Raw genomic sequence first — 23,666 nt, forward strand, 5'->3', positions numbered from 1 at the left:
CTACTGGTACACGGTGGAGTTCGGGCTGCTGCAGACCGCAGCGGGCCTGCGGATCTACGGCGCCGGCATCGTCTCCAGCCGGGCGGAGTCGATCTTCGCCCTCGACGACCTCTCCCCCAACCGCCTGGGCTTTGACCTGGAACGGGTGATGCGCACGCCCTACCGGATCGACGACTTCCAGCAGGTCTATTTCGTGATCGACAGCATCGACCAGCTGAAGCGGGACACCCTGCAGGACTTCGGCCCGATCTACGAACGGCTGAAGGGCGCCGATGACATCGCCATCGACGCCATCCTGCCGACCGACCGGGTCTTCACCCGCGGAACCCAGGCTTATGCGGCGAGGGGCGGCCGGTTCGCGGCCTGACCCCGTCCTCGCGGAGGATCAGACCCGGGCCTGGGCGAGATCCGAGGTCGAGCGATCGTTGGACCGAACCGGTTTCGCCCCGGGGCGCACGCCCAACAGCAGACCCGGCCAGCCGAGCCGGCGCGCGATCTCGTAACCGAGGAAGCAGGCCGAGAAGGTCGCGACGATGACCAGCGCGGCCTCGACGCCCAACGGCAGGTTCAGGGGCATCAAATACCAGGCGGCGATGATGATCGCGGTCTGGTGCACGATGTAGAAGGGAAAGACTCCCGTGCCGAGGTAGCGCAGCACCGGCCCGCCGCGGTTCAGATACCGCGCGCCGTAGCCGAGAATGGCGGCGATCCACGTCCACTGGTCGACCGCGTAGACGAGCCGCATGGCCATGCGCAGGGTTTCGGGCGGCACGGCGTCGTCCGCGCGCCAGATCCAGGCGTAGGTCGCCCAGCCGGCCCAGCCCAGCACGGCGAGGATCAGGGCCGGCCGGCGCATGTGGATGAAGCCCGCCCTGAGCCCCTCCGACCGGGCGATCAGGAAGCCAAGAAGATAGGCGCTGAACGAAAGGGCGTGATTGTACCAGTCGTCGGTGAGGGCGTGGGTGATCTCGAACAGCGGCGCCAGGGTCAGGCGCAGGACCGCGAACCAGACGATGGGCCAGATCAGCAGGCCCCAGCCGGACAGGACGCGCTCCAGCCCGCGCTCCAGCGCGCCGAGCGGCCGGCCCCCGAGGCCGACCAGCAGGGCCACGATCAGGCCATAGGGCAGAAGGTAGGCGACAAACCACAGGTGGTTCCAGGTCGGGGTGGTCAGGCAACCCGTGTCGTCGCACCAGTTTCCGGAGGCGGTGGCGTACTTCACCCAGAAATTCTGCAGGTAGGGCGAATGCGCCGGATCCGCGACGCCGAGGCCTTTCAGCGCCTCGAGGACTTCGTAGTAGCTCTGGGGCGGCACGATAACGAACATGCCGAACAGCAGGGGCGGAAGCAGGCGCAGCAGCCGTGAACCCGCCAGCCGGCGACCCGGGTGGCCGCCCCTCGCCGCAAAGCCCTCGACCATGAAGCGGGTGGCCGCGCCCGAGACGAGGAACAGCAGGGTCAGCCGCCACGGGTTGGTGAGCATCATCAGGGGCTGGATCGCCTCGACGATGCGGGGGCTCTTCACGTGGAAGTCCCACGACACATAGAGCATGCCGACGTGATAGAGAATCAGCAGGAAAAAGGCGCCGACCCGGATCCAGTCCAGATCGTATCGGCGGGTTGGGGCGGGCGCGACTTCGGGGAGCAGGGCGGACGACATGGCGGATTTCCATGAGCGATGAACGGTCCGCCGGCGTCCCATCCGGGGCGGGCGCAGGGCAATCGCCGGGGGACGGGCGGGGCGATCGGCGGGACGTGGCGAAGGCGGCTGTGACGAGCGGCGCGAACCCCGGGACCGGCGGCTGGCCGCGTTCGGCTCCCGACGTCCGTGACCTTCGCACGGCGTACCTGTTCGTCGTGCCGGTGACGTCGGTGGTGGTCGTCGTCAACGCCCTGACCAACCTCAGCGACATCCCGGACATCGCGACGTGGGAACCGTGGGTCTGGGAGATCAGCAGCGCGATTTCCATCCTTGTGGCCATGCTGCTGCCGTGGCTGGCGACCGCCGCGGCCCCACCTGACGAGGCGGTCGCCGAGGGCTGGCGGCCGAAGGCGCGGTTCGTGCTGATCCACCTCGCCGCGCTGCTGGTCTTCTCCGCGGTGCACGTGATCGGGTTCGTGGCCTTGCGCAAGGTGGCTTACGACCTGATGGGCGCAGGGCCGTACGAGTTCGGCGACCGCTTCATCTATGAGCTTCGGAAGGACCTGATCAGTTACGGGACCTATGTCGCGACCTTCTGGCTGATCGGCCATCTGCGCCGGCGCCGCGACGAGCCGGTGCGGCCGGTCAGTTTCGACATCCGCGACGGGGGTCGCATCCTGCGCGTGCCCCTGAGCGAGATCGTCGCCGTGTCGTCGGCCGGCAACTATGCGGAGTTCTGGCTGGTCGACGGCCGCCGTCCGCTGATGCGCACGACCCTGGCGGCGGTCGAGGTGGAGCTGGGCGGTTTCGGCTTCGTGCGGGCGCATCGGTCATGGCTGGTCAATGCGCGGCGCGTGAAAGGGCTGAGACCGGACGGCTCGGGCGACTGGACCGTCGAACTGGGCGTCGTGGACGCGCCTCTGTCCCGTCGCTACCCGCAGGCGCTCGAGCGGCTGAAAACCCCGGCCTGATCAGTCGGCGTGGGTGATCAGGCTGTTGCGGCCGGTGTCGCGCATGCGGATGTAGGTCAGCAGCGACACGCCGATCAGGGCGGTGACGTACCAGAAGAAGGCGCTCTCCATGCCGTTGTCCTTGAACCACAGGGCGGCGTATTCCGCCGTGCCGCCGAACAGGGCGTTGGCGATGGCGTAGGGCAGGGCGACGCCGAGCGCGCGGATATGGGCCGGGAACAGCTCGGCCTTCACCACGGCGTTGATCGAGGTGTAGCCGCTGACGATGACCAGCGCCGCCATGGCCAGCAGGAAGGCCAGGAACGGGCTGTCGACGCCGGACAGGGCGGTCATGATCGGCACGGTGAACAGAACGCCCAGCACGCCGAAGCCGACCATCACCGGCCGCCGTCCGATCCGGTCGGACAGGGCGCCCACGGCGGGCTGGATCAGCATGAAGACGAACAGGGCGCCGGCGCTGATTTCGGTCGCCGTGGCCTTGCTGAAGCCGGTCGTGTTGACGAGGAATTTCTGCAGGTAGGTGGTGTAGGTGTAGAAGGCGACGGTGCCCCCGGCGGTGAGGCCGAGCACCATCAGCGCCTCCTTCGGATGTTTGAGGATCAGCAGCAGGGCGCTCGACTTTGGGGCCTCCCTCATGTCGGTGGCGATGAAGGCCGAGGTCTCGTCCAGACGCCGCCGCAGCCAGAAGACGATCACCGCCAGCGCCGCGCCCACGAAGAACGGGATGCGCCAGCCCCAGGTCTCCAGGGCGCCCTCGCTGAGGGTGTTCTGGAGCAGGATCAGCAGCAGCAGGGCCAGCAACTGGCCCGAGATCAGGGTGACGTACTGGAAGCTGGACCAGAAGCCGCGATGCTTCGCCGTGGCCATCTCGGACAGGTAGGTCGCGGAGGAGCCGTATTCGCCGCCGACGCTGAGGCCCTGCATCATGCGGGCGAGCAGCAGCAGGGCCGGGGCCGCGACGCCGATCGTGGCGTATCCGGGGGTTACCGCGATGATCAGGGCTCCGGCGCACATCAGACTGACCGACAGGGTCAAACCCGCCTTGCGGCCCCTGCGGTCGGAATAGACGCCCATGACCCAGGCCCCGACGGGGCGCATCAGGAAGCCGACCGCGAACACCGCCGCGGCCTTGAGCAGTTCCGCGGTGCTGTCGCCGCTGGGGAAGAAGACCGGGGCGAAATAGACGGTGAAGGCGGCGTAGGCGAACCAGTCGAACCACTCAACCAGATTGCCGGCCGAGCCGCCAATGATGTTGCGCAGGCGCCGGGCGGGCGTCATCCCGCCGGTGGTTTCCCTCATGCTGGCCTCCCCCTCAGAGACCATCACCCAGCGGTTTGCCCATCCTGACCAGTGGGACGGGCGCGCCGCCGCGGTCGTCCTCGAAGCGCTCGATCTCGCGATAGCCGGCGGCGCGGTACAACGGCTCGCCGCCGAGGGTGGCGACCAGTTCGGCGCGGTCATAGCCGGCGGCGCGGGCGGCGTCCTCGCACAGGCCGAGGATCCGCCGGCCGACGCCCTGCCGCAGGAACTCGGGAGCCGTGTACATGGCGCGGATGCGGGCGGCGTCGACGCCGGGAGTCAGCGGTGAGGGAACCCGGCCCGGCGTGTGGTCGCCGCCGTAGGTCGTGATGCGCCGGCTCCAGCCGCCGCAGCCCGCCAGCGCGCCGTCGCTCTCGACGATGAAATAGGTGCGGTCGGCGATGATCTGGCTGTCGAGGCCCATCAGCTTGCGGCTGGCGGCGATCTGATCCGGCGTCAGGAACTCGGCCAGCGGCCCGCTGATGGCGCGGTCCATCAGGGCGACGAGGGCGGGGATGTCGGCCTCCGTGGCGATGCGGTGGGTCAGCACGGGTTGGGTCTCCGGCTGGCGCGATCAGAGCGGGGCCGGGCGGGCCGACAGACCGGGCCAGGCGATCCATGTCCCGATTGCGTAGGCAAGGCCGTAGACCAGCACGATCAGCGAGCTCCACAGTACGAACGGGGTGACGCCGCCGGGGTTGAGGGCGAAGGCGGGGACCAGCACCAGTCCGCGCAGCAGGTAAACCGCGGAGATCAGGACCAGCGCCGTCCGGACCAGCGGCAACCGCGGGATCAGGCCTGCTCCGGAAAAGGCGTAGGCCGCCCAGACCGCCAGAACCCCCGCGATGCCCACGGTGAGGAGGGCGGGCGTCCATGAGCCCTGTTCGGCGAGACGGGCCATGCCCTCGCCCGCGCCAAAGAACCGGTACCAGTCGGGTCCGCCGGCGATGACGGAGAGGTGCAGGACGGCAGCGGCGGCGCTCAGCAGGCCGCCAGCGACAAGGGTCGGGTTGCGGGTCATGGGATCAGCTCCTCTGGAACGGATAGAAGTCGGAGCCGAGGTCGAGGATGGAGGTCAGTTCGTCCAGCGCGCCCCGGCTCTCGTCGAGCAGGGCCGGGTCGGCGAGGTCGGCGGGGCTCAGCGTATCTCGGTACCAGGTCGTGGCCCAGATCGACAGGCGGGCGTGGAGCTCGTCGGTCATCCGCATGGCGGGATTGGTCGCGGCCAGTTCGGCTTCGGTCAGGGCGACGCGCAGACGCAGGCAGGCGGGGCCGCCGCCGTTGCGCATCGACTGGCGCACGTCGACGTATTCCACCCGTCCGATGGGGCCGTTGGAGGCGGCGAGGCTTTCGGCCACGGCGTGGCTGCGGGCGTTGTCGCGGGTCTCGGTCGGGCAGATCAGGGTCAGGCGGTCCTCGCCCGGCAGCGACACCAGCATCGAGTTGAACAGGTAGCTGGAGATGGCGTCGGCCAGCGGCAGTTCGGCGGACGAGACTTCGACGAAGACGGGCTCGAAGCGGCCGTCGGCGGCGGCGCGGATGGCGGCGAGCGTGCCGGCCGTGTCCTCGAAGGCGAGGTCGTGGAAGAACAGGGTCTCCAGCGCGCCGACGCAGACCACGTCGTTGTGGAAGGTTCCGCCGGCGATGGCGGCGCTCGATTGCCGGGCCAGCACCACGCCCGAGGCGCCGTGGCGGCGCGCGATCGCTTCCGACGCCTCGCGGGTCTGGCGGGCGGGGTACCGCCCCTGCCAGTGTTCCCAGGCCTCTCGCCCCCAGACCAGCAGGTTGACGCCCGGCTCGCCGTGATCGGCGCACAGGCGCACGTGGTTGGCCGCGCCCTCGTCGGCGAGGTGGGCGACGGAGGGCAGGGCGTCATGCACCGCGAACCGGGCCGGATCGGGGAACAGGGCGTCCAGCGCCCGCTTCGTCTGGGCGTGCTCCAGCGAGCGGTGCAGGTTGGTGACCAGGTTGGCGGGGGTGAAATGCACCCGGCCATCGGCGGCGTCGGCGGAAGGGGTCACCGTGGCGGCGTTGGCGGCCCACATCGGCGAGGCCGAACAGGCGGCGGCGGCGAAGGATGGCGCATCCTTCCAGGCCTGTTCCAGCACGGCGGCGTCGGAGCCGGTGAAGCCGAGCGAGCGCAGGAAGGGGATGTTCGGCCGCTCGTGCGGCGGCAGCACGAACTGGGGCAGGCCGAGGTCGGCCAGCCGTTTCATCTTGTCGAGGCCCTGCAGGACAGCGGCGCGCGGGTTGGAGGCCTCGCCGGCGTTCAGGCTGGAGGCGAGGTTGCCCGGGGCCAGGCCGGCGTAGGAGTGGGTCGGACCGATCAGGCCGTCGGCGTTGGCTTCGAGGGCGGGCGGTAAGGCGCTCATGAGCCCTCCCCCTCGAGGGGGGAGGGTTGGGAGGGGGTGGTGGCAGGATGCGCGCTGATTGCGTGCGAGAGGCTGGACGGCGCCTCAAGCGCGAGCCCGCTGGACAGCGAGCCCTCACCCCATCCCCCGGCCCCTTCCCCCTCGAGGGGAAGGGGAGATGTTTGGCGGATCGCCAGAACCACTTCCGCGACGACGGCGTCCAACTCGTCCGAAATCCGGTGACTGTCGATCCTCAGGACGCGGTAGCCCTGACCATTCAGCCATTCATCTCGCTTGAGATCACGCAGCGCGACATCGGTCTGGTTGTGAATGCCGCCATCGACTTCGATGACCAGTTTGGCCCGAAGGCAGGCGAAATCGACGACATACGGACCGATCGGAGCCTGGCGCCGAATCCGGATCGGGAGGAGCCGCAGCTGCTCCCAAAGTCTGGCTTCCGTCCACGTTGGTCCGGCACGCAGGCGGCGAGCGCGCTCACGTCCTCCAGGCTTGATTCGCTCCGGCTTCGAGAACCGATCGAACTCCATCAGACCAACCCCTTGATCTCACTTTCGATATTCTTCACCGCCTCGGCCTCGAAACTGGCCACCGGATAGGCGCAGTAGTCGGCGGCGTAATACGCCGACGGCCGGTGGTTGCCGCTGGCGCCCAAGCCGCCGAAGGGCATGTCGCCGGCGGCGCCGGTGGTCGGGCGGTTGAAGTTGACCACGCCGGCGCGGATGCGGCGGATGAAGCGCTGCCAGTGGAACGGATCGTCGCTGACCAGACCGGCGCTGAGGCCGTAGCGGGTGGCGTTGGCCTCGGCGATGGCGGCCTCAAGCGAGCCGACGCGGGTCACCGACAGGAAGGGGGCGAACATCTCCTCGTCGGGCACGGCGACGCCGGTGACGTCGATGATCGCCGGCTTGACGAAGGCGCCCGGCAGATTGCCGACCGGGCCCGAGCCGCGGATCACCCGGGCGCCCATGTCGATCCGCTCCTGCAGCGCCTTCAGCGCCGCCTCGGCCGCCTTCTGAGAGATCAGGGGACCGGCGTAGGGCTCGGGCGAGGCGTTCCACGGCGCGAAGGTCAGGCGGTCGCTGAGCGCGGCGACGGCTTCGACGATGGCGTCGCCCCGGGGACCTTCGGGCACGATCAGGCGTCGGGCGCAGGAGCAGCGCTGGCCGGTGGTGATGAAGGCGGACTGGACGACGATGCCGGCCACGGCCTCGACGTCGGCGGCGTCCCAGACCACGAGCGGATTGTTGCCGCCGAGCTCGAGCGCGAGGATCACATGCGGGTCGTCGGCGAATTTGCGCCGGAAGTGCGCCCCGGCCGCGCCGGAGCCGGTGAACATCAGGGCGTCGATGCCGCTGTCGAGCAGGGCCGCGCCAGTGTCGCGCCCGCCCTGGACCAGGTTGAACACGCCGGGCGGCAGGTCGGCGGCCTCGAACGCTTCGGCCATCAGCTGCCCGGTCAGGGGCGTCTCTTCCGACGGCTTGAACACCACCGCATCCCCGGCCAGCAGGGCCGGAACGATGTGGCCGTTGGGCAGATGGCCTGGGAAGTTGAACGGGCCGAGCACCGCCGCCACGCCGTGCGGACGATGGCGCAGGGTGGCGTGGCCGAAGGCCGTGTCGGCCGTGCGCTCGCCGGTGCGCTCGTCATAGGCGCGGATCGAGATGTCGACCTTGCCCTGCATGGCGGTCAGCTCGGTCGTGGTCTCCCACAGCGCCTTGCCGGTCTCGCGGCTGATGGCCTCGGCGATCTGCGGGGCGCGGGCCTTGAGCACGGCCTGATAGCGTTTGACGGCGTCGATGCGGTCCTGACGCGGGCGATCGGCCCAGTCGGGAAAGGCGGCGCGGGCGCGGTCGGCGGCGGCCTGGACCTCGGAAGGCGAGGCGGCGGCGCCCTCCCACACGGTTTCGCCGGTGGCGGGATCGAGAGATTGGAAGGTGGTCATGGGATCCAGATGGGGGGTCACGTCTTCACCCGCACGGTGTCGCCGGCCCGCACCCTGAGGGCATCGGCGGTTTCGCGGTTCAGGGTCGCCGTGTCGCCCTCGACCGCCGCGCGCTGGCGCACAGCGCGGAAGGCGGAGACGCTGTCGGTCGAGATCAGGGCGGGCAGTTCGGCCTCGACCTCATCGGCGATCCGAACCGTCAGGCGGCGGGCGTCGCGCACCGTTCGGATGTTGTCGCGACCGCACGAGACGGTCGGCCCCGCGTCGAAGATGTCGACCAGACCGTTGGGGCGGAAGCCCTCGCTCTCCAGCAGGGCCATGGCCGGGACGCCCTGCGGATGGACCTTGCCGATCACCGCGCGGGCGGGCTCGGGCAGCAGTTCGACATAGATCGGGTGGCGCGGCGACAGGTCGAGGATGAACTGCTTGTCGGTCGAGCCGGTCATACGGTCGGCGTCGTCGAACTCCATCGGGAAGAATTTGTGCGCCACATGGTCCCAGAACGGGCAGGCGCCGTCGGGGGTGAACACACCGCGCAGCTCGGCCAGCACCGTCTCGGCGAACAGCTCGGGCCGGGCCCCGATCAGCATGTAGCGCGACTGGCTGAGCAGGCGCCCCGCGCCGCCCTTGCGCCGGTCGGCCTTGAGGAACAGTGACCCGACCTCGGTCCAGCCGGTACATTCGTTGACCAGCACCAGGGTCTGGTGGTCCAGCTTGACGCCGAGCGACGGCGACGACTGGGTGTTGTTGACCAGCCGGAACGAGAAGAAGGGTCGGTGCAGCCCGACGGCCGCCTTGACGGAGCCGACACCGTCGACGTCGCCGGTCTCGGATTCCTCCAGCATCAGCGTGTACCAGCACTCTTCCGGGGCCAGCTTGCCGGAGAAGCTGTCGCGGCCGAGTTCGAGCCGTTCAGCGAGCTGGTCCGGGTCCTCGGGCAGGCTGGTGAAGCCGGGGCCGCTGAGGATGGCCAGCTCCAGCAGGTGGTCGAGGTCGGCGGGGCCGGCGGGTCGGACGACGAGCATGGGTTACATCGTCTCCAGACGCAGGGACTTCAGTTTCAGGGCGTCGATCTCGCCCGAGGCGATCTTGCACAGGATCAGCGCGCTGAGCCGGGCCCGTTCGAGGAAGCTGGCGGGCCAGGCGAACTCCTGATCCGAATGGATGTCGCCGCCGAGGACGCCGAGGGTGTCGATATTGGGCAGGCCGGCGGCGTGCAGGTTGTTGCCCTCGCAGACCCCGCCCGACGGCTTCCACGCGATGGTCTGGCCCAGCAGCGCCCCGGTCTCGCGCACCGCCTCGAACAGGGCGGACTGTGAGGCGTCCATCGGCTTGGGCGCGCGGGTCATGCCCCCATGAAGGTCGAGGGACAGGCCGGGAAAGGGGAGGTCGGCGGCGATCTCGCGCACCGCCGCCTCGATCCAGTCGGACGCCGCCTTGTCGGGCACGCGGACGTTGAAGCGGACCACGGCGTTGTCGGCGACCACGTTCAGCGGCCCGCCGCCGGCGATCTTCGCCACATTGACGGTGACGCCCTCGCGCCGGCCGTTCAGGGCGTGCAGGCGTGCGGCGACGATGGCCGCCCCGGCGACGGCGTTGGCGCCCTCCTCGAAAGCCCGGCCGGCGTGAGCGGCCTTGCCGGTGACGATCAGGTGGTAGTTGCCGCTGCCCTTGCGCGCCCCGGCCAGCGAGCCGTCGGGCATGGCCGGCTCATAGGTCATGCCGACATGGCCGCGCGCGCCCAGTTCGGCCAGCAACGGGGCGGAGGCGGGGGAGCCGATCTCCTCGTCCGGCGACAGTAGCACGGTCCAGCCGACGCGGCCCTTGTCCGGATGGGTCTCAAACGCCTCGAGCGCCGCCAGCATGACGCTGATCCCGCCCTTCATGTCGGCGACGCCCGGACCGTTCAGGGCGCCGTCCGGTCGGATGACGACGGTCTGGAAGGCGCTGTCGGCGGGGAAGACGGTGTCGTAGTGGCCGGTCAGGACGACCTGCACCGCCGCGCCCGGCCGTGTGCTGATCTTCAGGGCGTCGGCGTGGGCGTCTTCACGCACCATGCCGTCGTCGCCGACGCTGACCGAGGCGCCGGTCGGCAGGCGCGCGACGTCAGCGGCCAGGGGCGCGGCGGCGGCTTCCAGCAGATCGAGCATCCGCGCCAGTCCGGCGGCGTTGCGGCTGCCGGAGTTGACGTTCGCCCAGTCGATCGCCCGGCCGACGATGGCGGTCTCGCGCGCCGCGACATGGTCGAGCACGGTCTGGTCGTGAGGAAGAATCCGCATGCGGCCGGACCCTAGCCGCGCCGACGGCAAAGGTGAAGGCGAGGGAGCGATGGCGCGGCTCCCGGTCAGCGGCTAGGCTTCCGCCCCACACAGGGAGGAAAAGGCATGAGTGACTGGATCAAGGCGTTCAATCCGATGGCGACCATCGGGACGGAAGCAGAGGCGCTGAAAGCCGCGAGGGCGAGCGCGATCGCCATCTTCATCGGAGTCGCCTTCAGCCTTCTCGGCGTCGTCATGATGATGAATGGGGGCCTGGAGGCCATGGAGAGCGCCGTCGCGGCCCAGAGCGCCGGGGGCGACCCGCAGATCGCGAGCATGACCGGGGCCATAGCCCAGTTCACGCTCTACCTGATGATCGTGGTGGTCGTGGTCCAGCTGATCCTCGGGTTCGTCCAGTGGGCGAAGCCGAACATGGTGATCCCGATTCTGTTTATCGTGCTTGTCGTCTACGGCCTTGGCTCCACGGTTCTGGCGCAGATGATGGCCGGCCAGATCGATGTGCCCGAAACGCCGATGAACGCACCGTGGATGATCGTTCTCGGCATCGTGGTCATGGTCGTCGAACTGATCCTCCACATCGCCGGCGTCCGCGGCGCCGGAGCGCTGAAGAAGTTCCGCGACGCCCGGGCGTACTGAGGCCTACCGGTTCGGGCGCCGGTCCTCGCGACCGGTCCCGGGCTGGCGGGACTGGCGGCGCCAGCGTATCGACAGGCTGGCGTCGCCCTGTCCGCCGAATTTCGAGCTGACGGTCAGGTTGCGCCGCACCTGCCATTCCACGTTCACGGCCGCGCCGTTCTCGCCACCGCCGATGATCTCCAGATAGACATTGTCGGTCAGATAGCGCCCGCCGGCCACGGTCAGGCTGGACGCCTCGCCCCCGAACGACAGCCGGTCCAGCCCGGCGAGTTCGCGCAGGTTGCCGATCACGTCGAAACCGCCGCCGCCCGCCAGCGCGCCGACGCTCGCGGCCAGCTGGGCCGCCTCGAACGCCGACAGCTGGGACGCCGAACGCCCGAACAGAACCTGGGACAGAATCTCGTCCTGGGGCAGGGCCGGCGTCGAGGTCAGGGTGATCTCCGGCCGCGCCGCGGTTCCGGTGGCGCGGATGGTGGCGGTCAGGGCCGGATCCTCGCGCGTCGCGGTCAGGTTCAGCCGGATCTGTTCGGGGCGGGTCGACAGGGTGACCGTGCCCCGGTCGTCGAAGACAAACCGCTTGCCGGCGAAGTCGTAGTCGCCGCGCACGACGCGGGCCGTTCCGGTCAGCGTCGGCTGGTTGATCGTGCCGGTGACCCGGGCGTTGACGCTCATCTCGACGTTCAGTCCGCGCCCGACCACCCGGACGTCGCCGCCGGGCGAGCGGACGGCGATGTCGATGCCGATCTGCAGGCCGCGCGGGCGGTTCTGTTCCTCCTCGGGGATGTCGCCGCCGGGCTTGTTGATCTCGACCACGTCCATGCGGACGATGCCGGTCGATCCGGGCGGGTTGGCCTGGATGCGGGCGTCGTCGATGTCGATGCGGCCGGTCAGCTGGATCTTGCCGTCCTCGGCCCGGACGACGCTGAGCGGTCCAGAGGCGCGGGCCACGGCGATGTCGTTGTCGATGATCCGGAACCGGGTCAGGGCCAGTTCGACGCTTGAGCCGGAGCCCTCGCGCAGGCCGATGCGGCCGTCTCCGGTCACCGTGCCGCCCGAGCCGTCGGTGGCCGTGAAGGTCTCCACCAGCGCAGTGGTGTCGTCGAACCGGCTGGCGAGGGTCACGTCACGGAGCTGAAGGCCGGTGGCGTTGTCCCTGAAACCGCCCTGACGCAGGTCCAGCCGCCCGTTGATCCGCGGGGCCGCGATCGAGCCGGCGAGCGTGGCGCGGGCGTTGATCTGGCCCGACAGCGAGCGTTCGCCGCCGAGGAACAGGTCCCAGACCGGCTGCACCTGGCCCTGGATGTCGATCTCGCCGGTCATGGGCCGGGTGCGGACCACGGCAAGCCGCAGCGGGGCGGCCGAGGCCTCGACGGGCAGGGTGACATCGGCCGTGGCCCGCACCTGATCCCCGTCGGCGACGCGGGCCTGGATCCGCAGCGTACTGTCGAGCAACACGGCGTTCAGCGTGCCGTCGATGGCCAGGTTGCTCGGGGCGTCGATGCTGCGCACGTCCTCCAGCGCCATGTTGGCGGAGCCGGACAGATCGGCTCCGGACCCCCGCAGCGACAGGCGGCCGGTCGCCCGGCCGCGCAGGTCGGGGGCGAGGGAGCCCAGCTCGACGCTGGTCAGGTTGGCCTCGATGACGGCGGCGCGGGAATCCTGGCGCAGTTCGCCGGTCAGGACGCCGCCGCCGACGCCCAGATCGACCCGGACCACGCGGCCGTCGCCCGACAGGGCCACGACGGCCGGATTGCGCGTGGAGAAGGCGATCTCGCGCACCCGGCCCGAGCCTTCCAGCACCACGGTCTGGGCGGTCGGCTGCCGTGAATAGACGCCGGTCCCGTCGAAGCTGACCGGCGTCCGGCCGCCGACGTCCGCCTTGAGGGTGAAGGGCAGGCGGTCCAGCGTGCCCCGGCCGTTCAGGTCCAGCGAGCGGATGACCCAGGTCGATCCCGTCAGACGCACGTTGCGGCCGGTGACGTCGAGAATGGCGGTCTCCGCCCCCGCGCCCTCGGTCAGGCGGATGCGGCCATCCGCCGTGCCCGAGGCGAGGAAGGCCCCGGGCCGGGCGGTGAAGGTCAGGTCGGCGCTGGACGGGAAGCGGTTCGACAGGGCGATCGCGCCCTGCGCGGTCACTCCGCCGGCGTCGAGATCCACGTCGGTCAGGCGGATGCGTCGGCCGCCGAGGTGGAAATTGCCGCTGCCCCGGGCCGGGCCGTAGTTGGAGCCGGCGACGATCGATATGCGTCCATCGGATGCATCCGCCCCGCGCCGGAAGCTGAGGTCCATGGTCGCGTCGGTCAGGATCAGCGCGCCGGCGCTGACCCGCCCGAAGGCGGCCCGCAGATCGGCGCTGGGCCGGGCCAGGGTGCCGCCGACCGTGCCGCTGCCGGTCATGGCGCCGTCGATCTCCACCGGGCCGACGCCGAAGGGTCCGCGCGCGTTCCAGTTCATCGCCAGCCTGAGGCGGCCGTCGCCCTCGACGAAGCCCCGCGCGGCGGCGTTGCCGTGCGTGCCGCTCAGCCGGGCGGACTCGATCTGCACCCGCGCGTCGGTGAGGGTTCCGACCAGCTGCAGCCGCGGGGTCCTGCCCAGCAGCCGGTCCAATTCGCTGACGCCCAGGGCGAAGCCGCGGCCGCGACCGTCGAAGCTGATTCGCCACGGCGCGCCGCTTCGGGGCATCGAGGCGGCGATGGTTCCGCCGAACGCCCCGTCGGCCCCCCGACGCAGGCGCGAGGCGTCGGTGACCTCGGCCCGGCCCCGGAAGCCGAGGCCGCCCAGCAGGTTGCGCCCGCCCGTGCCGGTCACCTTCAGCGCCTGTCCGGTGGCCTCCAGCCGTTCCAGAAGGAAGGAACCGTCGGCCAGCCGCGCGGCCTCGAACTGGACCCGTGGCCGGGAGCCCAGCAAGCCGCCGACGATGCCGGCGGTCGATCCTCCCGCGGCGCTGACATCGCCGTCGATGTCGTACCGGCCGGCCTGCGCCTGGATGTTCACCGGCCCGCGAATGCGCTGCGCCCTGTAGCTGGACAGGTCAGCGCCGAGCACATCGATCGAGCCCCGCAGGCTCCACTCGGTCGCATCGCCCCGGAACATCGCCGACCATGCCGCGCCATTCCCCAGGGGGCGCCCTGCGAGCCGCGTCAGCGAGGGAGTCGAGACGTTGATGCGCACGCCCTGGGGCACGCTGCGGTTGCTGATACGGATCAGACCGCTGGCGCCGGAGTTCAGGTTGTCGGCGGTCAGGCGCCAGCCGACGCCTTGCAGGCCGTCCTCGTTGCGGTCCGGGGCCGTGGCCAGGGCGAACCTGGCGGTACGGCCGATCCGGCGCACGAACGGGTCGAGCAGGTCCGATCCGGAGAAGTCGACATAGCCGGCGATCCGGGTCTGTTCGGGCCCGTACCGGCCCTTGATGATCAGGGGGGTGAAGTCGCCGGTCCGCACCACGGCGTCGACCACCTCGCCGTTGACGATCGCGGTCGCCAGGAAGGGTTCGTCCGGCGAATAACCCAGGGCGCCGGCGATCGGACCGCCGCGCGCCTCTTGAGCGCGCAGGTTGAGCCGCAGGTCGGCGATGTCGTCGCTCATGGCGGCGGTCAGGCGCAGGAAGTCGCCGGGGCGGCTGTTGCTGTCGGCGTTGACGGTCACCTGTTTCAGCCCCTTGCGCGGGACCATGGCCTCGCCCGTCAGCTTCCAGCGGCCGTATTCCTTGCTGAAGTCCTCCAGCAGTTCGACGTCGGCGGCGAACCGGTCGATGTCGACCGAGAGGGGTTGCGGGCCGGGCGGCTCGGTCTGCGGCTCGACCAGCGGCCGGCGGATCAGGCGGACGACTTCCGCCTCGACATCGGTGGCGTGGAACCGCCGGCCGACCAGCGGCCACCAGTCCCAGTCGACCCGCACCTTGCGCGCCTCCAGCCAGACGCCGTCGGCGTCGGTCACCGTCACCCGGTCGATGGTGAAGTCGTCGAACAGGTCGCCGCGCACCCCCTCGACATTGATGCGGCCGTAGCGGCCCAGCTTCTTCCCCGCCACGAAACTGGTCACGAGATCGCGCCCGGAGTCGGACAGCAAATACATCCGCCCGCCCACCAGGGCGACGATCAGCAACACCGCCAGAACCGCCAGCCCCATGCCGCCGAAGAAGGCCAGGGCCTGCAACCGCGTGCGCTTCTTCCGGGCCACGACAGCCGGGGGTTCAGGCGTTTCCGGTGGGGGTGGCGCGTCGGTCAAAACGCCTGCCCGATGCTGACATAGATCTGGAAGTCGGCGTCACCCTCGCGCTTGTCGAGCGGGAAGGCGATGTCGGCCCGGATCGGGCCGAACGGCAGCTTGTAGCGCACCCCGAAGCCGGCCCCGTAACGCATGTTGCTGAAGTCGGGCGCCTGGTTGAAGCCCACCGAGCCGGCGTCGACGAAGACCACCCCCTGGAAGTTGCGGAACAGGTCGCGCCGGACCTCGGCCGAGACCTCGAACAGGCTGAGGCCGCCGCGCGGCGTATTGTCCGGCAGGCGGGGGGCCACGCCCTGGTACTCGTAACCGCGCACCGATCCGCCGCCGCCCGAATAGAACAGGCGGTCCGACGGAACGGTCAGTTCCTCGCCGCCCAGGATCGAGCCGAGACGGACGCGACCCGCCAGCACCGTCTTCGCATTGTCCTGGACCGGCAGATAGGCGGTGGCCTGCGCCTCGGTGCGCAGGAACAGCGTCGTGTCCTCGCCCGCCACAGCGGTCGGCTGGGCCGAGGCCGTCAGACGCCAGCCCGTCGTCGGATCGAGCGGGTCGTTGGAATAGTCGAGATAGGCGCTGCCCCGGCCAGTGAGGATGACCAGGTCACGCTCGAAATTGATCGGCAGCTGGGTGACCGGATCGAACCGGTTCTCGTCATATTTGCCGGCATCGAGGCCCAGGCCGTAGCTGAACCAGGAGGTCTTGCCGATACGCTGTTGCAGGTCGGCCGCGGCGGCGACCGCGGTCCGGCGGTAGGCGTCGGTATCCTCGTTCAGCACGGCCGCCGACAGTCTCAGCGTCTGGCCCGGCCGGCGCCAGTGGGGCAGGCGGAGATCGACGCCCAGCCGGCTGTCGACATCCGCCGCGCGGGCCTGCCAGACCAGGGTGTCGGCCCGGCCGAAGCGGTTGTGCCAGGTCCAGAGCAGGTCGACGCCGGAGCCCTCGGCGGTCGAGAAGGTGGCGCCGGCTTCCAGGATGCGGCGCGGCCGGTCGGTCAGGGTCACGATGATCGGCCGGTTGCCGTCCGGCCGGGTCTGGTCGGCCGGCGCAAGGGCCACCCCGACGCCGTCGTAGACCCCGGTCTCCAGCAGCCGGCGCTCCAGCTCGGCCACGTCCTCCGGATCATAGACCTCGCCTTCAGACCACGGGGCGAGACCGGCGACCCAGTTCGGATTGGTCGGGCCGCGCGTCTCCAGCCGCACCCCGTCCAGACGCACCAGCGGACCGGCGACGATATTGTAGGTGGGTTGCACCGTCAGGGCGGCGTGATCGACCAGCACCCGGCGGGGATTGGCCCGCGCGTCGGCATGGCCGCGCCGGGTCAGGCCCGCGACCAGCCGCCCCTCGCCCGAGATGACATCCACGGCGCGGCCGGGATCCCCCGCCTTGAGGCCGATGTCTCCACGAACCTCTTCCTGCAGCGGGGGTGCGGGCGGCGGCTCGACCCAGTTGACGATCGGTTCGGTCAGCGCGAAGCGGGGGCCCGGCGTCACCTCGACGATGGCGACCGGGGTCTCCTCGCCCTCGACCACGTCCTCGAGGACGGGCTGGTAGTAGCCTTCGGAGCGCAGCAGGGCCTCGGCCGCCTCCAGCGCTCCGCGCGCCCGTCGCCGGGCCTCGAAGCGGTTGGAGGGCGGGCCGTCGACCTCGCCGATGGCCCGGTGCAGCTGTTCTCTCAGTTCGGCGCCCATTTCGCCGCGCACATGGGCGCGCGGGTCGGCGGCGGCTGTCGAAGCCAGAAGCGCGAACCCCGCCACGCTGGACAGAAACAGGGCGGGCCTCGGCGTCAAACTGGAACCTTCGTCAGCGGGCGGGCGCCCTTCGATTGGCGGGCGGCGGGCGGGGTCGCATCCGCCGACGGCGCAAATGGGGCGCCGCCTTGCCGGCACGTCAGTAGAACAGCGTCTCGCTCTCCGGCCGGACCGATTCTTCCGAGGTGCGCTTCTCGGCCGGCAGGGCCTCGTTGGACGGCGTGTCCGTGGCGCTGGGCGCCGCGACCGGCGCCTGCACCGCTTCGGCGCTCGGCGCGAGCGGCTCGTCCAGGGGCGCGTCCATCACTTCCGGCTCGGCGGGACGCGGGTCGTCGCAGGCGGTCAGGGAGACCGCGCCGGCTATGGCGACAAGGGCGAAAAGGCGTTTCATCTGGCAGCTCCCCGGATCGGCGTTCCAACGCGTGGCGGTATCGCGTGTTCCATAGCCATGATCGTGCGTCGGGTCACCACGCTCGGCAACCAATCCTTTTCCAATTCGCGCGAGGATGGCGCGCTGGAGGGCCTTCGATGACGGCGACCGCCTACGCCATGGTTTCGCTGGTGCGATACCGGGAGCTGAAGACGCGCATCGCGCTCGCCGCCTTCATCGGCGCCACCGCCTGGCTGATCATGCCGACCATCTGGCCCGCCGTCTGGTTCGCCGCCGTGCTGGCCACGCAGGCGCTGGACAGGATGGTGTTCAGCCGCTTCCGCCTCAATCCCGCGTGGACGCCTGATCGCGCCTATGTGGCGCTGTCGTGCCTGACGACCGTTGTGGGCGTGGCCGTCTATGCGGGGATCAGCGCCTACATGTGGTTCATGGGCGGCGAGGTGGGCCGGATCTTCGCCATGGTCCAGTGCGCCGGCGGCCTGCTGCACGTCAGCCTCCACATGCACAACGTGCGGCCGATCCTGATCTCGGCCGTCGCGGCGCACGGGACCTATTTTCTCGGCCTGCCGACCTTCGGCGCCATCGCCACCGGCGAGTGGCGCGAACTGCTGATCGCCATCGCTTGCCTGCTCTACATGAGCCATCTGGTCGTCGCCGTCCGCCAGAGCTCGATGACCACCACGGCCCTGCAGTCGGCCCGCGACGCCGAACAGCGCGCCCGCCAGAAGGCCGAGGTCGCCAGCGCCGCCAAGTCGGACTTCCTTGCCGTGGTCAGCCACGAGATCCGCACGCCGATGAACGCGGTGATCTCGGCCGCCAACCTGCTGCGCCGGACCCGCCTCGACACCCGCCAGCGCGAGCACGTGTCCATGCTGATCGACGCCGGCGACGTTCTGATGGGCCTGCTCAACGACGTGCTGGACTTCTCCAAGATCGAGGCCGGCAAGATGGAGCTGGAGAGCGCCGACATGGTCGTGCGCGAACGGCTGGCGACGCTCGGCCGCCTGTGGGAGCCGCGCGCCACAGCCAACGGAGTCCGGCTGACGCTGCGAATCGCGCCGGAGGTTCCGGAGGCGGTGCGGACCGATCCCCTCCGTTTCCAGCAGATTCTCTTCAACCTGCTCTCCAATGCGGTGAAATTCACCCTGGACGGTGAGATCGTCGTGGCCGTGAACTGGGAGGACGCCCGGCTATCCGTCGCGGTGTCCGATACCGGCTGCGGCATTCCCGCCGACCGGCTGGCGCAGGTGTTCAACAGCTTCGAACAGGCCGACGTCGGCACCACGCGCCGCCATGGCGGCACCGGCCTTGGCCTGTCGATCAGCCGCAAGCTGGCCGAGATCATGGGCGGAACCCTGACGGTCGCCAGCGTGGAGGGCGAGGGCTCGACCTTCACCCTGCGCCTGCCGATGGACGCGGTCGAGGGCGCGGCGATCCGGCCAGAGCGGCAGGCCGAAACCGCCGGCTCGCTCCAGGGGCGCTCGATCCTCGCCGCCGACGATCACGAGGTGAACCGCCGTATCCTGACCCTGCTGCTGGAGCCGCACGGTTGCCGGCTGATCCTGGTCGAGAACGGGGCGGAGGCTCTGGAGGCGGCGTCGAACCAGTCGTTCGACGCCATCCTGATGGATATGCAGATGCCGGTCATGGACGGGCTGGAGGCGACGCGGCGCATCCGTCAGGGCGCGGTCAACGGGGACACGCCGGTGATCGCCCTGACCGCCAACGCGCTGGACGTCCACCGGGCCGCCTGGGATGCGGCGGGCGTGCACGCCTTCCTGACCAAGCCGATCGACCCGGTCATGCTGGCCCGCACCCTGGCCGAGGCCTGCGCCGCCGGGCGCCGGGAACTGGTCGACAGCGCCGTCGCCTGACCCGGCTCAGGTCCAGCGCGTCACCGCCTCGTCCAGCGACAGCGGCGCGGGTTGCGGCGCCGGCGTCGGGGCCTCCTCGCCAAAGCGCGGCGCCGGGCCCGGCTGAACCACGCCCTGTTCCACGAAGGTCCCGCGCGCGGCGTTGTGCGGATGGCGCGGCGCCTCCGACAGGGTCAGCACCGGCGTGACGCAGGCGTCCGTGCCGGCGAAATGCGCCGTCCAGTCGTCGCGGTCCCTTGTGGCGAACACGGCGGCGAAGCGGGCGTGCAGTCCCCCCCATCCCGCCAGGTCGAACTGCGGCGCCTCGGCCGCCGGAACCTCCAGCCCGGCCAGCAGGGCCGCGTAGAACTGCGGCTCCAGCGCGCCCACGGCCACGAACCGGCCGTCGCGGCAGGTGTAGCAGCGATAGAAGGGCGCGCCGCCGTCCAGCAGGTTGCCGCCGCGCGTCTCGCTCCACAGTCCGCGCGCGCCCAGGGCGTGGAACAGGCTGGTCAGCAGGGCCGAGCCGTCCGTCATCGCGGCGTCCACGGTCCGGCCCCGGCCAGTGGTCCTTGCTTCCAGCAGAGCGGCCAGCACGCCGGTGACCAGCAGCATGGCCCCGCCGCCATAGTCGCCGACCAGGTTGAGCGGCGGCCGCGGCGGCCGGTCCGGCTCCCCCATCATCGACAGGGCTCCCGACAGGGCGATGTAGTTGAGGTCGTGGCCCACCTGCCGCGCCATCGGCCCGGTCTGCCCCCAGCCGGTGACGCGGCCGAAAACGAGGCGCGGATTGCGGGCGGCGCACACCTCCGGCCCCAGTCCGAGCCGCTCCATCACCCCGGGCCGGAATCCCTCGATCAGGGCGTCGGCCGAGGCGATCAGTTCGTGCACCCGGGCCAGGTCCGACGCGTCCTTCAGATCGACGGCCACCGCGGGCCGCGCCCGGTGCAGCACCTCGCCGCCGACGTCGGTGAACGTGGGCGCGCCGGCCGCGGCGCTGCGGGTCAGGCGCAAGACGTCGGCCCCCAGATCGGCCAGCACCATGCCCGCGAAGGTCACCGGCCCGAGACCGTCGAACTCGAGGATGCGCAGGCCGGACAAAGGTTTCATGGCGTTTTCCTAGCCGTGACCGTCGCGACGGTCGAGGCGACGCTTGACCCCGGCCCCGCTTTGCAACAGAAGGCGCGTCGCGGTGCGCAAGCGCGGACCCGCGTCGGTGTGCGTCCTTAGCTCAGTTGGTTAGAGCATCTGACTTTTAATCAGAGGGTCCTCGGTTCGAGCCCGAGAGGACGTACCACCTCCCTTTCCGGAACAAGCCCTTGGCGCTCCCGTTGTCGAGAGACAGTGAAGGAGGCCCGCCATGCCGCACCAGAACGTCCATTCCTCCAAGGGTACGGCCCAGAACGCCGTCACCGATCCGATCATGCCCAGCGATCAGGCGCGCGGGCAGAAGGCCGCCATCCATCCCGAGCCGCGTAGCTATGCGGCTCCCGAGGTGACCGATTCGTCCCTGGCGCCGCCCGCCGCCGGCGAGATCGCCGACTATATGGACGAGGGCGACCCGATCGGGGCCGATGACGTGCAGCAGGGCGCCACCAACGCCAATCGGCCCGAGCGCACCGAAAAACTGCGCGGACAGGGGCCCAAGACCCGCGCCGGCAACCGCAACCGGATCAAGTCGGGGTCCGCGGACGGCCGCTGAGGCTCAGGGCCCGGCCCGCCGCGCGCGGCACTTCTTGCAGACCAGCGTTCCCGGCCGCGACCGGCTGTATTTGAATGCGTGATGGCAGCGCATCTGCCGCCACCAGTGTCGGATAGACTGAAACATGCCCGTTCGCCCAGCGTTGTCCCGTTGACGAGAAATCGTCAGCGCCCGGGGCGTTCCCGCAAGGCGGTGGACAGCGTTCCGCGCCGCGTGGTTCAAGACGCCATGCGCCTGCTCGTCCTGTTCACCACCGCCGCCCTCCTGTCCGGCTGCGGCGGCGCCATGGGCGATTTCGGGGCCGGGGTCGGGGCCGCCGCCACCGCGCCGCTGGACGACCTGAATCTGCGCCGCCAGTACATTCCGACGGTGCTGCTGCAGGCCGAGGCCAATCCCTACGACCTGCGCAACCTCAACCAGTGCTCGACCATCGGAGCGGAGATCGCCCGCCTCAACGAGGCGCTGGGCCCCGATACCGACGAGCCGCCGGCGCCGGACGGCTCGACGCTGGGCGAACGCGCCGGCGACGCCGCCTCGAAGGCCGCGCTGGACGCCATCCGCGACGCCGCAACCGACTTCATCCCTGGCCGTAGCTGGATCCGCCGGTTGTCGGGGGCCGAGCAGCACAGCCGTCATGTCCAGGCCGCGATCCAGGCCGGGCGGATGCGCCGGGCGTTCCTGAAAGGCGTCGGCATGAACCGCAACTGCGCCCCGCCGGCGGCGCCGGCGTGGTTCCGGCCGCGTGGCCGCAGCCAGCGCTAGCCGCCGCTGGGGACCTGCCGGGCGTGGAAGTCGCGCCGGAAGGCCTCGAACCGGCCTTCCGCGATCGCCGCCCGCATCGCCGCCGTCAGGGCCTGGAAGAAGGCGATGTTGTGCCAGCTCAGCAAGACCTTGCCGAGGATCTCATCGGCCCGGATCAGGTGGTGCAGGTAAGCTTTTGAATAGTCTATGGAAGCGGGGCAGGGCACATCGAGGTCGAGCGGGTCCTGGTCCTCGGCGAAGCGGGCGTTCCGCAGGTTGATCGGTCCGGTCCAGGTCCAGGCCTGACCGTGGCGGCCGGCCCGGGTCGGCAGGACGCAGTCGAACATGTCGACGCCGCGCCACACCGCCTCGACCAGATCGGCCGGCTTGCCGACGCCCATCAGATAGCGGGGGCGGTCGGCGGGCAGCATGTCGGGCGCATAGTCCAGCACCTCGCACATCGCCTCATGGCCCTCGCCGACGGCGAGGCCGCCGATGGCGTAGCCGTCGAAGCCGATCTCGCGCAGCCGGTCCGACGACTCGCGGCGCAGGTTTTCAAAGGTCGAACCCTGCTGGATGCCGAACAGGGCCTGCGTATCCCGGGTCCCGAAAGCGTCCTTCGACCGCCGCGCCCAGCGCGCCGACAGCTCCATGCCGGAACGGGCGCGGGCTTCCTCGGCCGGCCAGGCGACGCACTCGTCCAGCTGCATGACGATGTCCGAGCCGAGCCGGTCGGCCTGGATCTCGATCGACCGTTCGGGCGACAGCACGTGCTTCGAGCCGTCGATATGGCTGGAGAAGGTCACCGCTTCCTCGGTCAGCTTCGAGATGCCCGCCAGCGACATGACCTGGAAACCGCCGGAGTCGGTCAGGATCGGCTTGTCCCAGCGCATGAACTCATGGAGCCCGCCCAGCCGCTGCATCCGCTCCGGGCCGGGCCGCAGCATCAGGTGGTAGGTGTTGCCAAGCAGGATGTCGGCGCCGGTCTGGGCCACCTGATCCACCGTCAGCGCCTTGACCGTCGCGGCGGTGCCGACCGGCATGAAGGCGGGCGTGCGGATGTCGCCGCGCAGCATCGCGATCGTCCCGGTGCGGGCACGCCCCTCCCGGGCAGAGATGGTGAATTCGAAGCGACTTGCCGACACGCGGCGCCTCCTACACTATCTGGCCCATTCCCGAAGGGAAAAGCCGCCGCCCGCCGCAACCCTCCGCCCCCTCCCCCGTTATAGGTTCGAAACGAACGGAGGGATCAATGCCCGTATCAAACCTGACGCTCGTCGAGCGGATCGCCCGTGTCCTGGCTGGACGGGAGCTGAGCATCAACGCGGAGGGAGAAGATCCTTCGGCCGGTCCAAATGTGGACGAGGTTTGGCACGAATATACCGCCGATGCCTTGGCCATCCTGCGCACGATGCGGGAGCCGGACGAAAATATGGCGCGGGCGGGAGATCCGGAAGTCTGGGAGCGAATGGTCCTGGCAGCACTGGAGCCCGAAACGAGCAGCGCCACCTCCTTCTGAAGGCCGGTTTTTCGGGCCGCGCGACCCACAAGCCTTAGGATGGATGTCAGGCCTTTTGCGCCCGTCAGGCCGCCCATCTGCTCGCGTGGAACGGAATCCGCCTTCTTTCTTTCAAACCTATCCGCGACGCGGCATCGGCACCCGTAGTGACGTGGTGAACATCCAATCACCGCTCACCCTCGCAAAGATGCGGGAGCCCGCCTCCACGGAATAGCGAGCATAAGCTGCCACCCTCCCGGCCTCACCATCGAGGAGCGACCGATGAGTCACCGTTTGACGAGGGCAGTGGTTGCGGCCGTCATTGCAGCCGGGCTGAATGCTGCTGTCGCTGTCCCGACGGCTAA

20 protein-coding genes, 1 tRNA gene and 1 pseudogene are annotated in these 23,666 nt (G+C 70.2%); 8 read left to right on the forward strand and 14 right to left on the reverse strand.

The genetic code is table 11. The features are described from left to right. Positions 1-367: pseudogene (locus VEB62_RS13030) on the forward strand (phenylalanine 4-monooxygenase); the annotation flags it as partial. An 18-nt stretch (positions 368-385) separates the two neighbouring features. Here VEB62_RS13030 and VEB62_RS13035 read toward each other — a convergent pair. Further along, entirely contained in the window at positions 386-1,660 is a 1,275-nt protein-coding gene (locus VEB62_RS13035; RefSeq protein WP_324800395.1) for an acyltransferase family protein, read from the reverse strand. 95 nt (positions 1,661-1,755) lie between these two features. On the opposite strand from VEB62_RS13035, the gene VEB62_RS13040 reads away from it, so the two are divergent. Further along, a complete protein-coding gene (locus VEB62_RS13040; RefSeq protein WP_324800398.1) occupies positions 1,756-2,613 on the forward strand; it encodes a LytTR family DNA-binding domain-containing protein in 858 nt (285 codons plus the stop codon). Here the strand turns inward: VEB62_RS13040 and VEB62_RS13045 are convergent, their stop codons facing one another. Genes VEB62_RS13045 through VEB62_RS13080 form a run of 8 tightly spaced genes read right to left on the reverse strand, consistent with a single transcriptional unit; the run spans position 2,614 to position 10,505 of the window. Next, positions 2,614-3,912: an MFS transporter gene (locus tag VEB62_RS13045; protein ID WP_324800400.1), complete on the reverse strand. Its 1,299-nt coding sequence runs from the start codon at positions 3,910-3,912 to the stop codon at positions 2,614-2,616. A gap of 13 nt (positions 3,913-3,925) precedes the next feature. Next, the gene (locus VEB62_RS13050) at positions 3,926-4,462 is read right to left on the reverse strand and encodes a GNAT family N-acetyltransferase (protein WP_324800403.1); all 537 of its coding nucleotides are present in this window, start codon (positions 4,460-4,462) and stop codon (positions 3,926-3,928) included. A gap of 24 nt (positions 4,463-4,486) precedes the next feature. Next, positions 4,487-4,933: a hypothetical protein gene (locus VEB62_RS13055; RefSeq protein WP_324800405.1), complete on the reverse strand. Its 447-nt coding sequence runs from the start codon at positions 4,931-4,933 to the stop codon at positions 4,487-4,489. A 4-nt stretch (positions 4,934-4,937) separates the two neighbouring features. Continuing rightward, positions 4,938-6,284, reverse strand: coding sequence for an N-succinylarginine dihydrolase (astB, locus tag VEB62_RS13060; protein ID WP_324800407.1), 1,347 nt, complete (start codon positions 6,282-6,284; stop codon positions 4,938-4,940). Then, positions 6,281-6,811: an endonuclease domain-containing protein gene (locus VEB62_RS13065; protein ID WP_324800410.1), complete on the reverse strand. Its 531-nt coding sequence runs from the start codon at positions 6,809-6,811 to the stop codon at positions 6,281-6,283. Before VEB62_RS13065 ends, astB begins: the two co-directional genes overlap by 4 nt. Continuing rightward, positions 6,811-8,226, reverse strand: coding sequence for a succinylglutamate-semialdehyde dehydrogenase (gene astD / locus VEB62_RS13070; RefSeq protein WP_324800412.1), 1,416 nt, complete (start codon positions 8,224-8,226; stop codon positions 6,811-6,813). Before astD ends, VEB62_RS13065 begins: the two co-directional genes overlap by 1 nt. A 17-nt stretch (positions 8,227-8,243) precedes the next feature. Then, positions 8,244-9,251: an arginine N-succinyltransferase gene (gene astA, locus VEB62_RS13075; RefSeq protein WP_324800415.1), complete on the reverse strand. Its 1,008-nt coding sequence runs from the start codon at positions 9,249-9,251 to the stop codon at positions 8,244-8,246. A gap of 3 nt (positions 9,252-9,254) precedes the next feature. Then, complete coding sequence (locus VEB62_RS13080; RefSeq protein WP_324800418.1) at positions 9,255-10,505, reverse strand: hydrolase; 1,251 nt, start codon at positions 10,503-10,505, stop codon at positions 9,255-9,257. A 105-nt stretch (positions 10,506-10,610) separates the two neighbouring features. Between VEB62_RS13080 and VEB62_RS13085 the strand changes: the two genes are divergently transcribed. Next, on the forward strand, positions 10,611-11,141 hold the full coding sequence (locus VEB62_RS13085) for a hypothetical protein (RefSeq protein ID WP_324800420.1): 531 nt from the start codon (positions 10,611-10,613) through the stop codon (positions 11,139-11,141). Between the two features lie 3 nt (positions 11,142-11,144). On the opposite strand, the gene VEB62_RS13090 is transcribed toward VEB62_RS13085, so the two are convergent. The 3 genes from VEB62_RS13090 to VEB62_RS13100 form a co-directional block, all read right to left on the reverse strand. Continuing rightward, positions 11,145-15,368 carry a translocation/assembly module TamB domain-containing protein gene (locus VEB62_RS13090; RefSeq protein WP_414642046.1) on the reverse strand — a complete coding sequence of 1,408 codons (4,224 nt, stop codon included), beginning with the start codon at positions 15,366-15,368 and terminating at the stop codon, positions 11,145-11,147. After that, complete coding sequence (locus VEB62_RS13095; protein WP_324800426.1) at positions 15,365-17,155, reverse strand: autotransporter assembly complex protein TamA; 1,791 nt, start codon at positions 17,153-17,155, stop codon at positions 15,365-15,367. The genes VEB62_RS13090 and VEB62_RS13095 overlap by 4 nt, the downstream gene beginning before the upstream one ends. Positions 17,156-17,255: 100 nt before the next feature. Beyond that, a complete protein-coding gene (locus VEB62_RS13100; RefSeq protein ID WP_324800429.1) occupies positions 17,256-17,507 on the reverse strand; it encodes a hypothetical protein in 252 nt (83 codons plus the stop codon). Between the two features lie 137 nt (positions 17,508-17,644). On the opposite strand from VEB62_RS13100, the gene VEB62_RS13105 reads away from it, so the two are divergent. Then, on the forward strand, positions 17,645-19,381 hold the full coding sequence (locus tag VEB62_RS13105) for an ATP-binding protein (protein WP_324800432.1): 1,737 nt from the start codon (positions 17,645-17,647) through the stop codon (positions 19,379-19,381). A 6-nt stretch (positions 19,382-19,387) separates the two neighbouring features. Here the strand turns inward: VEB62_RS13105 and VEB62_RS13110 are convergent, their stop codons facing one another. Beyond that, positions 19,388-20,470, reverse strand: coding sequence for a CaiB/BaiF CoA transferase family protein (locus tag VEB62_RS13110; protein WP_324800435.1), 1,083 nt, complete (start codon positions 20,468-20,470; stop codon positions 19,388-19,390). Positions 20,471-20,580: 110 nt separating this feature from the next. Here VEB62_RS13110 and VEB62_RS13115 point away from each other — a divergent pair. The 3 genes from VEB62_RS13115 to VEB62_RS13125 all read left to right on the forward strand — a co-directional run bounded on the left by VEB62_RS13115 (position 20,581) and on the right by VEB62_RS13125 (position 21,824). After that, positions 20,581-20,657: transfer RNA gene (locus VEB62_RS13115), tRNA-Lys, on the forward strand. A gap of 63 nt (positions 20,658-20,720) precedes the next feature. Further along, a complete protein-coding gene (locus VEB62_RS13120; RefSeq protein WP_324800438.1) occupies positions 20,721-21,062 on the forward strand; it encodes a hypothetical protein in 342 nt (113 codons plus the stop codon). Positions 21,063-21,290: 228 nt separating this feature from the next. Continuing rightward, entirely contained in the window at positions 21,291-21,824 is a 534-nt protein-coding gene (locus VEB62_RS13125; protein WP_324800441.1) for a hypothetical protein, read from the forward strand. Here VEB62_RS13125 and tgt read toward each other — a convergent pair. After that, the gene (gene tgt / locus VEB62_RS13130; protein WP_324800444.1) at positions 21,821-22,948 is read right to left on the reverse strand and encodes a tRNA guanosine(34) transglycosylase Tgt; all 1,128 of its coding nucleotides are present in this window, start codon (positions 22,946-22,948) and stop codon (positions 21,821-21,823) included. The two genes, VEB62_RS13125 and tgt, sit on opposite strands and share 4 nt — an antisense overlap. A gap of 107 nt (positions 22,949-23,055) precedes the next feature. Between tgt and VEB62_RS13135 the strand changes: the two genes are divergently transcribed. Further along, positions 23,056-23,322 (forward strand): hypothetical protein, encoded by a 267-nt coding sequence (locus VEB62_RS13135; protein ID WP_324800447.1) that lies wholly within the window; start codon positions 23,056-23,058, stop codon positions 23,320-23,322. Positions 23,323-23,666 lie beyond the last annotated feature (344 nt).

The sequence above is a fragment of the Brevundimonas sp. genome, from assembly GCF_035626975.1.
Classification (GTDB): domain Bacteria; phylum Pseudomonadota; class Alphaproteobacteria; order Caulobacterales; family Caulobacteraceae; genus Brevundimonas.

Coding starts and splice junctions, on each gene's coding strand:
- VEB62_RS13055 (WP_324800405.1), bottom strand. CDS start 4,933: ATGACCCGCAACCCGACCCTTGTCGCTGGCGGCCTGCTGAGCGCCGCC.
- astD (WP_324800412.1), bottom strand. CDS start 8,226: ATGACCACCTTCCAATCTCTCGATCCCGCCACCGGCGAAACCGTGTGG.
- VEB62_RS13045 (WP_324800400.1), bottom strand. CDS start 3,912: ATGAGGGAAACCACCGGCGGGATGACGCCCGCCCGGCGCCTGCGCAAC.
- VEB62_RS13110 (WP_324800435.1), bottom strand. CDS start 20,470: ATGAAACCTTTGTCCGGCCTGCGCATCCTCGAGTTCGACGGTCTCGGG.
- VEB62_RS13085 (WP_324800420.1), top strand. CDS start 10,611: ATGAGTGACTGGATCAAGGCGTTCAATCCGATGGCGACCATCGGGACG.
- VEB62_RS13065 (WP_324800410.1), bottom strand. CDS start 6,811: ATGGAGTTCGATCGGTTCTCGAAGCCGGAGCGAATCAAGCCTGGAGGA.
- VEB62_RS13080 (WP_324800418.1), bottom strand. CDS start 10,505: ATGCGGATTCTTCCTCACGACCAGACCGTGCTCGACCATGTCGCGGCG.
- astB (WP_324800407.1), bottom strand. CDS start 6,284: ATGAGCGCCTTACCGCCCGCCCTCGAAGCCAACGCCGACGGCCTGATC.
- astA (WP_324800415.1), bottom strand. CDS start 9,251: ATGCTCGTCGTCCGACCCGCCGGCCCCGCCGACCTCGACCACCTGCTG.
- VEB62_RS13125 (WP_324800441.1), top strand. CDS start 21,291: ATGCGCCTGCTCGTCCTGTTCACCACCGCCGCCCTCCTGTCCGGCTGC.
- VEB62_RS13105 (WP_324800432.1), top strand. CDS start 17,645: ATGACGGCGACCGCCTACGCCATGGTTTCGCTGGTGCGATACCGGGAG.
- VEB62_RS13135 (WP_324800447.1), top strand. CDS start 23,056: ATGCCCGTATCAAACCTGACGCTCGTCGAGCGGATCGCCCGTGTCCTG.
- VEB62_RS13100 (WP_324800429.1), bottom strand. CDS start 17,507: ATGAAACGCCTTTTCGCCCTTGTCGCCATAGCCGGCGCGGTCTCCCTG.
- VEB62_RS13120 (WP_324800438.1), top strand. CDS start 20,721: ATGCCGCACCAGAACGTCCATTCCTCCAAGGGTACGGCCCAGAACGCC.
- VEB62_RS13035 (WP_324800395.1), bottom strand. CDS start 1,660: ATGTCGTCCGCCCTGCTCCCCGAAGTCGCGCCCGCCCCAACCCGCCGA.